The sequence below is a fragment of the Tautonia rosea genome (assembly GCF_012958305.1).
In the GTDB taxonomy this organism is placed as follows: domain Bacteria; phylum Planctomycetota; class Planctomycetia; order Isosphaerales; family Isosphaeraceae; genus Tautonia; species Tautonia rosea.
The window spans coordinates 1-10,797 of record NZ_JABBYO010000035.1 but is presented as its reverse complement, the minus strand read 5'-3'; the positions used below and the strand labels follow the sequence as shown (position 1 = coordinate 10,797).

Here is a 10,797-nt window from a genome sequence, read left to right as displayed (position 1 = left end):
TCGGTACGTGCCAGCCCCAGCCAGGGGAAAGAACACGTCGAACTCGCGGTTTTCCGATCCTGGAACCACCGAGAGCGTGGAGACGGTGATCCCCTGCCCTTCCGGACCCGTCAGGGAAAGCACATCCTCGGTCGAGAAAGAACTGGCAAGAATGGGCTCATTGAATCGCAACCGAATCCGATGCTCCGAATCGGCAACAAAGGAAGCGGATGCGATTTGAGGCCCCGTCGTTTCGCTCGTCACCGCGCGACCGAGGTTCAAGCGGCCACCCGTCTTGACCGTGTTCTTGAGGCCTGGCACCGCATCAACAGTCGTCAGCAACTTGGCGATGACCTGATCATAGGACCATTCCGGGTGGAGCCCCCGGATCAAGGCGATCGCACCCGTGACGTGCGGCGCGGCCATCGAGGTCCCCGACATATAGCTATACGACCCATTGCGAACACTGCTCAGGATCGAGACGCCTGGCGCACCGAGATGAACCGTGTTCACCCCGTAATTCGAAAAGCCCGCGATCAGGTCATACCCGTTCGTAGCAGCGACCGAGATGAGGTTGTCACTTACATAGTTGGACGGATAGGTTGGGTTTACATCATTATTGGATCCGCTGTTGCCGGCTGCAGTCACGACAATATGGCCTAGCTCCCTTGCTCCTGCGACCGCATCGGCGAACGCCGTATTGTAGCTGCCGCCCCCGTAGCTGTGATTCGAGACGTGCGCACCCATTGTGACCGCATAATTCAACGCTTTAATGGCATTGCTCGTGAAACCTCTTCCAGACGAGTCTAAAAACTTCAATGTCATCAGCTGAACATTCCAGTTAACCCCAACGACACCCAGCGTGTTGTTTCCGACCGCACCGATGGTTCCCGAGACGTGGGTTCCGTGATTATGGTCGTCTTGAACATTCGGAGAGTTGTTCACAAAATTCCAGCCGTAGACATCATCAACATAACTGTTTCCGTCGCTATCCTGCCCGTTGCTTCCGACTTCGCCTGCATTGATCCAGAGGTTGGGTACCAGATCGGGATGAGTCAGGTCGATCCCCGTATCGATCACCGCAACAATCACATCGGGATTACCCGTCGTCACCGACCAGGCCTCAAGCGCACTGATGTCGGCCCCCGGGCTCCCTCCCCCGCTCTGACCTGTGTTGTTCAGGCCCCAAAGTGAGCCGAACCTCGGATCATCAGGTGTCGAGGTGATCGAGACGAGGTAATCGGGTTGCGCGTAGAGCACCCGAGGATCATTTTGTGCGAGCGTGATCGCCTGCTGGACTGAGAGTCCTTCGGGTACCGGAACGGTCTGAAGACCCGGCACCAGGGCACCCGCCAAATCATGGGACGAGACGCCCTCAACGAACTCGGGTCGATATCGAACAATGATATGTTCAAGGCTGAATAATTCCTGTGTTGCTGGAGGAGCCTCGGCAACCGGTAGACCGGCCCCGAGACTTAACAGGGTTCGTGCTTCGAGCGCATCGAGCGGAGAGATCTTGAGCGCAGTGCGTCGCGTGAAGCGGTGCATGGTTGCAGATCGCCGTGATTGGAACAGGAGAATCAAGAAACGAAGGGAAGGACGACCGAGAGTGAGTTGATTTGTGCCTTGATTGGCACAGACTGACGGCCGTCGTCGTGCTGCTCGGGACAAGCCTGGAATCGTTGATTACCCCGAGACCATTGCGATAGCATTCGGGAACTTACCGGATCCATCGCGCAGATTCTAGCCTGAACCCCTGGGCCGTGTTGCTGCATTTCATCAAGGGTTTTCCCTGACGATCGGAGTTCGCGATCACCCCTGGCACGAGCAAGATATGCAACAGCCAATCCTACATAGAACCACAAATCAATGCACGCTGTGTGCCCGAGCCCTTTCGGACTTTCTTGTCGAGGACCTCCCGCGAGACGCCAGCTTTCCACGCACAGCGGTCCTTGTCATAATGATGCGATGACCTTCCCCAACGGACTATCAGAACACTCGGATTTTTTCAGATACCAGAATGGAACATCCTCAACTTGTAGTTGCCGAGCAGGCTGCTCAGGCTGCTGGAGAGGTTTTGCTACGTTACCTCCGGGAAGGGGTCGCGCACCGCTCCAAGGACGTCGGCAACCTGATCACGGATGCCGACCTCGAAGCCGAGCGCGCCATTGTCGAGGTCTTGCAGCGGGCCTTCCCCGGTCATTCCATTCTGGGTGAGGAAGAGGCGAGCCACGGCGACCTTGATGCCGAGCATCTTTGGGTCGTCGACCCGCTTGACGGCACCAACAACTTCGCTCATCACCTGCCGCATTTCGCCGTTTCGATCGCCTACCATCGCGATGGAGTCGCTCAGTGTGGCGTCGTCCTCAGTCCCGTCAGTGGTGATCGGTTCACTGCAATCCGAGGAAAGGGGGCGTTCCAAAACGGCCGGCCGGTTCGGGTCGCTGACCACGATCGTCTCGATCAATCCATGATTGGCGTTGGATTTTATTACGATCGCGGTGCGATGATGGAGGCGACTCTTCGTTCCATCTCCGCGCTGTTCCGACAGAACATCCACGGGATTCGACGATTTGGCACGGCCGCCCTCGACCTCTGCATGGTCGGTTGCGGACAGTTCGGGGCCTTCTTCGAGTACCAACTCGCCCCGTGGGACTTCGCCGCCGGCCGACTCTTCGTCGAGGAAGCCGGAGGTCGGGTGACCAACTGCCTGGGAGCCCCGCTGGAACTGTCCGTTTCCAGCGTGCTGGCCTCGAACGGGCGATTGCACGAGTCCGTCCTGGCCATTGTCCGAGAGCATCACCCGTCGTCAGAGGCAGCATCTTGAGGGTTGATCGGATCACGACAAAGTGATCGGTTCGGACACAGGCCCCCCCTGCCCCGCGCGATTGATGCGCGAACAGATCGAACTCACTGGCGCCCGAGGGCTCCTCGGCGGAACCGGTTTCCCTCGATCGACTCCCACGATTGCCGGCGGACTTCCACGGAACCATCTCCCAGGCCGGCGGCCGATCGCGACGGCGAAGGCAGGTCGAGCGCCACGGGCGAGCGATCTGAGATCGACCGCAATCCTGGACTCGCCCCCTGCCCTCGGGAACCGATCGAGACGTCCTCGGTCCGAGCAACATCGCGATCGCTCCTCGGCAGCGAAAGCGATCCCGGAGACGGCCTGGACGAGGCCAACCGATCACGCGACGTAGCAGGAGGGGGAATCGAGGACGGCGACTGATCAGCCAGGACCATCCCTTGCGATCGGGCCAGTTCGAGCACGTCAACGACCAGATACCCGTCCTTTACCGGCCGTTCAAAGGTCGTGTTGGCCACAAAATCATCCGAGGGATTCGGCTTGATGCTGCCGAGGTACATGGTCAGCTCGGCCATCTCCGGCACGGTCAATCGCACCACGCGCGGCAGTTGGATTGTCTCCGGAGGCTCGGCCCCGCCGGTCGCCGGCAGCCGGATCGTCTCGGGTCGCTCGACCCGGGCCCGGGCAATCAGATCGCCTCGCCCCTCGGTAAACAGGCGATGCTCGATGATCCGCTGTTCGGCGATACTCAGGACCGACTCTTTGACCATGGTCGACCCATTCGGCAGCCGACGCTGCTCGATCAGGGTCAAGGTCGCGTCCGACTCTCCCGGAGCGATTTCCAGATCGGCCGGCAAGGGCTCCAGGCCGAGGACCTCAAAGATCCAGTCGGGACGGACCGAGGCAAGCATCGGATCCGCAAACCCTTCGGTCTGGGCATAAGAGCCAATCACCATCTCGTTCGACAGATCGTTGGCAAACCAGAATTCCCGGTCATTCGAGCCAATGTCGGCCACTGCCATGCCGGGGGGCTTGCGGAGTGTCACCCGCAAGTTCCTCGCCCGCTCCATCACCATCACGCCGCTGGCCGTGCCTCCCAGCAAGGGAGAGCGATCGTTGCCGTTCTGGTCGCGGAAGGTATCGATCTTGATATTCAGATCCGAGACCTTCAGCGCATGGACCAACTGCGATCGCCGATCGTGTTCCAGAGCGACCCTTCGAACCAGTTCGTCGGGATCGGGCCGTTCAGCCTGCTCAACGGGAACCTGTGCGAGATCTCGTCTCAGGAAATTCCCCTGAAACGAGGATCGGCAACCGGTCCCAGTTGAGACAACCAGGCCGAGCAGCAGTAGGGGAACGATGGGAAATCGGGACATGAGGCCCTACCGGCGGTTCGAGGACCGAGTCGGGTCGTCGCTCGTCACACCTCGGTCGGGGACTATCAGAGGGGCCTCTCCCGAGCCGCTTCCGCGGTCGAGAGATCATTAAGGAGGCGCAAGAGCAGAACGCCCTCGGAGGGGAAACGGACGCACTACACCATAATTGTCCCACACGGGCAAGGCGAACTCGGCAGTTGCCACCCCTGCCGATCGCCGGACATGCCGATCGAATCGTCTCTGCGGATCAACCGGCCTCGGTCGTTCCGATTTCCCCTTGCGATTCGTCGTGAGACCAAGCTCAGGAGTAAAAAAAAGGCCGACTCCCTCATTGTCTGAAGGAGTCGGCCGCGATCCCGGGGACCTGCCCGCCGCCATTGGACGACTCAGCCATCGAGTTCGTCGGTCGTCGCCGGTGGGCTCCTAGTCGTTCCGGGAGAGCTTAGGCCAACTGGAGCGATGGTGAGCGCTGGCTCCGAGATCGCGAGGCCCGAGCCCGACGTCCAGGACGCGAGGGCCGGGGGTTCCAGTCGTCATTCAGTTTGCGGACGGCGCGGACTTCGATTTTTCGGACCCATTCGCGGGTCACTCCGAGCCGAAGGCCAATTTGTTTGAGCGTCATCGCGTCGTGATCGCCAAGGCCGTAGCGGAGTGTCAGGATCGTCCGCTCCCGATCGTCGAGCCGTTTGAGACGCTGCATCAGGTCGCGACGATCATCATCGGCTTCGAGTGACGCATCGGGGGTTTCCCGGAAGTCGGTCGTTTCGTTCAGGGTGTCCCCTTCGTCCCGATCGCCTCCGACGGGCATCAAGCGGCAGGCGATCAGCGCTTTCTCGACCATCCGGCACTTTGCATCGGAGAGGCCGAGGGTGACGACCAGTTCTTCGAAGCTGGCCGGTTGGCCGAACTCTCGGAGGTGATGACGCTCGGCTCGCCGCCACTTGGTCAAGAGCCCGACCATGTGGGCCGGCAGTCGAATGGTAGCCGTGGTCGTGATCAGGGCATGACGGATGGCCTGCTTGATCCAGTGGCTTGCGTAGGTACTGAATCGGGTCCCGAACTTGGGGTCAAAGGCCTCGGTGGCCTTGATCAGTCCGACGTTCCCCTCGCCGACCAGATCGTCCAGGGCGAGTCCTCGGCCTTCGAAGTCGCGAGCCACTTTCACGACCAAACGGAGGTTGGCTCCGATCAGTCGTGTCCGGGCTACGTCATCGCCGTTTTGAATCGCCCTGGCGAGTTCGACCTCCTCCTCGGCGGAGAGTAGGTCGTGATTTCGGATTTCACGAAGGTAATCCCCGATCGGCGTCGCGTAGGTCTGTTCCCTGGTGCAGCATCGTCCCATCGGTGGCTGCTCCTCGCTGGTGTTCACAGAGGTTCGACCGATCATCTCGGCCTTCAACTCCCCGCGTCCCTGAGGTTGCCCGAGGTGGGTTCACCCCAATTCGCCGGGAGCGTTCGTTCGTTGCGAGTCAGTTGCTACGGGCGCACACGATTTGGCCTAACAAAGTCGACCTCATGCGACAGAGCGTGCCGGATCGGGGCGTCCTCGTGATCGAGGCCTTAACCCTTGTGTTGCAATCAAAGAACGGAACCGGACACGATTCTGAAAAAAAGTGTCAGAAAATTTCCGGGGAATCACTTCATGTCAGCCGAACGTGCCCGGCTGCAGCTTTCCGACATCACGGCCGAAAGGGGTGCCCCACGCTCCAAAGAAAATGTGCTATTTTGAGGTGTCTTTGCCGGCCGGAGAACGTAAACTAAGACATGACGACTCCCGAGCGTCCTTCCGGAATCGAGCTGTGCTTCGGGATGCCTGACCTCGGCTCGACGGCCCGGAACTCCCCGATCGGATCGGCCTGACGCCGCTGTCAGGCCAAAGGAGTTGACCGTTACGTCCGATCCACCAATTCCGGGGCGAGTGGCACGATGAACGAGACCACCTTCGCCGACCTCATCGCCCGTGCCAAAGCCGGCGACGAGCACGCGCTCAACACTTTGTTGAATGAGTTCGAGGCCGATGTGCGGCTCGCCGTCCGACGGCAGCTGCCTCGCCTCTTGCGGGCTCAGTTCGATTCCATGGATTTCGTGCAGCTTGTCTGGGCCAGCGTGTTTGCCGGAGACGGGGTTGATCCGTCCCGATTCGAGAACCAGCAGCATCTCCGCGCCTATCTCAGTGGTGTGGCCTGGAACAAGGTTCACGAGGAGTACCGGCGGCGCACCCGGACGCAGAAATACGACCTTCGACGCGAGGAGCCGCTCTACGTTCGTCGCGGCAACCGCGACGAGCCCCGAGATGTGCCCTCCGCCGACCCAACCCCCAGCCAGAATCTGCAAGAGCAGGACTGCATGGATCAGCTCACCGCGGGACGGTCGGGCTGGGAGACCGAGGCCCTCCGCCTCCGTCGCGAGGGGCTCACCTTCGACGAGATCGCCCTCCGCGTCGGCGTCCACGAACGATCGGTCCGTCGACTCATCGACGATGCCCGTCAACGCATGGAGCAACGGCGATGGCGATGATGCCCACCCCCGGCAGACCCCCGAAACCGCTTGACCCAAGCTCCGGCCTGATCTCCTCCGAGGATGAGCGGGAACTCGACCACCTCCGCCTCTGGGCCGCTCCTTCGGCCTCCGGGACGGCCTCGACAGTCAGCCAGGCGCTCGAAGCCCTTCTCGAAGACTTCACCCGACGTTGGGACCAGGGCGAGCAACCCCGCGCCGAGCAGTTCTTCGACCGCCTCCCCCCCGACGATCCCGAAGCACCCCTGGAGTTGATCTATCACGAGTTCTGCTTGCAGGCGTCTTCCGAGCGCCGACCCTCGGTCGAAGACTTCGTCCGCCGATTCCCGGAGTACCGCGACCGGTTGCTCCGCCTGATCGCACTGCACGAGGTGCTTCCTCCCATTTCGATCGGGAAGGATCAGGCCCTCAGCCCCCTGAAGCCCGGCGATGAGGTCGGGCCCTATCGCCTGATTCGCGAGATGGGCCGGGGCGGGTTTGCTCACGTCTATCTCGCCGCCGATGCCGAGCTGGAAGACCGCTTGCTCGTGCTCAAGGTCACCGACCGCCCCTCGGCCGAACACCGATACCTTGCCCGGGCCCCTCACCCCCACATCGTTCCGATTCTCCGGGAACGGATCACCGACGACGGGTTGCAACTGATCTTCATGCCCTTCGTCGGCGGAGCGACCCTTGGCGACGTGCTCCAGGAAAGCCGCCGACGCAGCCGACGCCCCGAGCGCGGTCTCGACTTGCTGGCCGATCTCGACCTCTGCTCAGCCCCCGAATACACCGCTGCAACTCCCGTCCGACCGGCCCGAGAGCTGCTCGCCTCACTGAGCTTTGCCGGTGCCGTCGCCTGGGTCATCGCCCGACTGGCCGAGGCGCTCGATCACGCGTACCAGCGCGGGGTGATTCACGGCGACCTGAAGCCCTCGAATATTCTGATCGGCGGCGACGGTCAGCCGATGCTCTTCGACTTCAACCTCTCGACCGACTGGCTACCGGCCTCGTTGTCTCGCACTTCGGGAGAGCTGGGCGGCACCCTGGCCTACATGGCTCCCGAACGTCTCCGCGCGCTGGCCAGTCCTGAAACCGCCTCCCCCCCCTGCCCTTCCTCGTGCCATCAGGCCGACCTGTATGCCCTTGGCCTGATTCTTCGAGAAGCGCTTACGGGGGCTCCTCCTTCGGTCCCCTCGCCCGACGAATCCCCCCGATCGGGCCGCGCACTGGCCGCCCTGCTCGCCGCCAACCGCTCTGCCGGCGACCCCGCCTCCCGACGGGATCTTGTCTCGATCCCGCCTGGCCTCCGGGCGATTCTTCGCCGCTGCCTCGCTCCGGACCCCACACACCGCTACCGCTTCGCCTCGCAACTCGCCGTCGACCTCGACCGCTGGCGATCGGGCCTCCCCTTGCTCCACACCTCCCCCCCTGCCTGGGTCGAGGCCTCTCGCTGGCTCCGCTACCACCAACGCCCCTTCCTCGCCGCCGCCTGCTGCATCACGCTTGGCCTGATCGCCTCCGGAGCCGCGGCCTTGGTTCACGATGATCGGACAACTCAGCTACAACATGCCAGTGCTAAGGAAGACGAACTAAGCAAGTTGGCTCGGCAAAAGTACGAAGCCTTCGTCTCTGATCCCAACTCCGGCTCGTACGAGGTTTGGGCTTATCGAATAGGCGAACGCTCGCAAAGTTCTGGCAAGCTGGATTTCGCGGAACGCGTGCTCACAAGTTATGGTCTACTTGATGGCTCCTCAGCCGATAGTTGGAACAACCACGACATCACACGTCTAGGAGAACCTGCCCAATCCGATACACTCGGCTGGGTCCTTGGACATGCACTCGTCTACGCGATTGAACTTTCACGTGACGAGTATGACGCTTTTCCGGAGGTTCGTGAGCGGGCCTTGTCTTGTGTCGATCGTATTCTGCAAGCTTACCCGATCGCTCCACTGCAGCTCGCTGCGAACCGTTTACATGAAAAGCATGGTGGCAATTTCTCGATCGTTCAAGGCTCGAACATCTCCTCACCCCCGGCCTGGCTTAACGCCTACCTCGACGGGATCCTCGCCGAAGCCGTAACTCCAGCCGAAGCGGAGGCTATTGGAGTTCCACCGTCCGAAGTGAGCCTCTCATACGCTATCAATCGCTATCATGCGGCACTCAAAGATCGCCCTGACCTCTATTGGCCCCGCTATCGACTTGCCACGGCCTTGACTCAAATCGGGGACGTCGAGACTGCCAAAGACGAATTTGGGACCTGCTTGGTAACTCATCCGCAGGCGGCCATCCTCTGGCTCGGGCAAGGCTCTTGTCAGTACTACCTGGACGATATCGATCGGGCGATTGAGAGCTATCACCACGCAGTAAGAATCACTCCTAGATGGACGGTCGCTTGGAGAGCGCTCGCCATGCTGGGAGCCCGAATCGGCCGCCCTGACTTGATCGAGCAAGCCATTCGACGAATCCGCCCAAGTGAAAGCTCACCTTCCTCGGAAGCCTGGCGATCCCTGCGTATCGATTTATTCAGACTGCTCGGTCATCGGGCGACATCATTCATAGATCTCGATGCCTCATCCGTTCCTGTCATCCTTGCCAGCAAACTGATAGAGGCACCTTCTAATCTTGAACTCCGTAATGAAGTCGCGAAGCTCTTACTCAAACAGGGCCGACTCCAGGAAGCACTCGATCACTATAACCGGATTCTCAAGCTCGAACCGGGACACCTCTCAGCTCAATTTGATCGTGCGGTCACCGAGCAACGCATGGGGAATTTCCGAAATGCGATCGAGGGATACAAAAGCATTTCGAAACACGAAAACGTCTCTGAATTCATAGACAAAGAGCCGACCGGCCTAATGAGCTTCGTTCTTCTCTCAGCTCATGAGGCTCGGCAAGGCAATTCCGACGCAGCACTTGACTATGCTAAGACTGCTGTCAGCTATGCGGAAACAACAAAGAGTTATCGAGGCGAGTCTTACTATGCGCTCGCTAGAGCTCATGCTACTGCCGCGAACGATGACCCCTCACAACTTATCCATGCAGCGGCGGCACTTGCTGCAGCCCGAGATAAACACGCTGGTTTCATCGAGAACGTGTTCTATTCAGACCCGATGCTTGACTCAAAACGGGCCGAACTCGCCGAACTTCTTGGCGGGGTCGAGTTTTGAATCTCTCACCATTTCAATCAATTGTGTTTCTTGAGAGTCACGAGCTTGAGGGGCATCCAAGAACAATTTCCAGGTTTTTCGTAGGATGGTACGGACACCGACGAGCTTTCAGGGAGGGTCCTTCCGTGCCTCAGCGTGATGTCCATCAGTGCCAGTGCCCCCGCTGCACCAACCCCGAGCCCCATCCCGATCAGCAGGGCCACCGACGGATCAATCTCCTGATGAGCCGCCTCGACGAGCAGCAACGCCGCTGGTACGCCGCCGTCGAGAGTGCCAAGCTCGGCCACGGCGGCGCCCGCACCCTCTCCCGGATCACCGGCCTGGATGTCGATACCATCCGCCGGGGCCGACGGGAACTGGCCGACTCGCTGGAGGGCCGGCCCGCCGATCGGGTCCGGCTGCCCGGCGGGGGCCGGCCCGCCGTCGAAAAAAAAGTCCCGAGATCGTCCCGGCCCTGACCGCCGTCGTCGAGCCGGCCACCGGCGGCGACCCGATGGGCCCGGCCAAGTTCGTCCGCCGCAGCCTGCCGGCCATCGGGGCTGACCTGGAGCGGCTCGGTCATGATCTCTGCCCCACCACCATCGCCCGGCTGCTGCGGGAGCAGGACTACCGCTTGCGGGTCAACCGCAAGCGGTTCACCGGGCCGGATCACCCCGACCGGGACCGGCAGTTCCGCAACATCGACGAGTGGATCGCCATCTTCGAGGGGCTGGGGCAGCCGATCATCAGCGTCGATAGCAAGAAGAAGGAACTGGTCGGCAACTTCAAGAACGCCGGGGCCGCCTGGCTCCGGGAGCCCGAGGAGGTCAACGTCTACGACTTCCTCAGCGACGCCGAGTGCCGGGCGACCTCGTACGGCATCTACGACCTGCTCGGCAGGCGGGGCCACATCTGCGTCGGCACCTCGGCGGACACGCCGGCCTTCGCCGTCGAGGCGATCGGCTCGTGGTGGGCACGCCACGGCTGCAAG

At 61.2% G+C, this 10,797-nt stretch carries 8 protein-coding genes; 5 read left to right on the top strand and 3 right to left on the bottom strand.

The features are described 5' to 3' along the window. Window positions 1-1,092, bottom strand: a 1,092-nt coding sequence (locus HG800_RS26560; protein WP_206352485.1) for a S8 family peptidase, incomplete at its 3' end; no start/stop codon positions are given. 907 nt (window positions 1,093-1,999) lie between these two features. On the opposite strand from HG800_RS26560, the gene HG800_RS26555 reads away from it, so the two are divergent. Then, on the top strand, window positions 2,000-2,806 hold the full coding sequence (locus tag HG800_RS26555) for an inositol monophosphatase family protein (RefSeq protein ID WP_169981368.1): 807 nt from the start codon (window positions 2,000-2,002) through the stop codon (window positions 2,804-2,806). Window positions 2,807-2,889: 83 nt separating this feature from the next. Here the strand turns inward: HG800_RS26555 and HG800_RS26550 are convergent, their stop codons facing one another. Together HG800_RS26550 and HG800_RS26545 are read right to left on the bottom strand one after the other, a co-directional pair. After that, window positions 2,890-4,161 (bottom strand): hypothetical protein, encoded by a 1,272-nt coding sequence (locus HG800_RS26550; protein ID WP_169981365.1) that lies wholly within the window; start codon window positions 4,159-4,161, stop codon window positions 2,890-2,892. A 442-nt stretch (window positions 4,162-4,603) separates the two neighbouring features. Next, the gene (locus HG800_RS26545; RefSeq protein ID WP_169981363.1) at window positions 4,604-5,503 is read right to left on the bottom strand and encodes a sigma-70 family RNA polymerase sigma factor; all 900 of its coding nucleotides are present in this window, start codon (window positions 5,501-5,503) and stop codon (window positions 4,604-4,606) included. A 584-nt stretch (window positions 5,504-6,087) separates the two neighbouring features. Between HG800_RS26545 and HG800_RS26540 the strand changes: the two genes are divergently transcribed. The 4 genes from HG800_RS26540 to HG800_RS26525 all read left to right on the top strand — a co-directional run. Next, window positions 6,088-6,678 (top strand): RNA polymerase sigma factor, encoded by a 591-nt coding sequence (locus HG800_RS26540; protein ID WP_169981361.1) that lies wholly within the window; start codon window positions 6,088-6,090, stop codon window positions 6,676-6,678. Beyond that, entirely contained in the window at window positions 6,669-9,827 is a 3,159-nt protein-coding gene (locus HG800_RS26535; RefSeq protein WP_169981359.1) for a protein kinase domain-containing protein, read from the top strand. Before HG800_RS26540 ends, HG800_RS26535 begins: the two co-directional genes overlap by 10 nt. A gap of 125 nt (window positions 9,828-9,952) precedes the next feature. After that, window positions 9,953-10,285, top strand: a complete 333-nt coding sequence (locus HG800_RS26530; protein WP_169981357.1) for a transposase — start codon at window positions 9,953-9,955, stop codon at window positions 10,283-10,285. A gap of 35 nt (window positions 10,286-10,320) precedes the next feature. Then, window positions 10,321-10,797 (top strand): ISAzo13-like element transposase-related protein (locus HG800_RS26525; protein WP_449343010.1); only part of this gene is annotated, 477 nt, incomplete at its 3' end.

What these genes read in the sequence shown, in the direction of transcription:
- HG800_RS26540 (WP_169981361.1), top strand. Translation starts at nt 6,088, where the DNA reads ATGAACGAGACCACCTTCGCCGACCTCATCGCCCGTGCCAAAGCCGGC.
- HG800_RS26535 (WP_169981359.1), top strand. Translation starts at nt 6,669, where the DNA reads ATGGCGATGATGCCCACCCCCGGCAGACCCCCGAAACCGCTTGACCCA.
- HG800_RS26550 (WP_169981365.1), bottom strand. Translation starts at nt 4,161, where the DNA reads ATGTCCCGATTTCCCATCGTTCCCCTACTGCTGCTCGGCCTGGTTGTC.
- HG800_RS26555 (WP_169981368.1), top strand. Translation starts at nt 2,000, where the DNA reads ATGGAACATCCTCAACTTGTAGTTGCCGAGCAGGCTGCTCAGGCTGCT.
- HG800_RS26545 (WP_169981363.1), bottom strand. Translation starts at nt 5,503, where the DNA reads ATGGGACGATGCTGCACCAGGGAACAGACCTACGCGACGCCGATCGGG.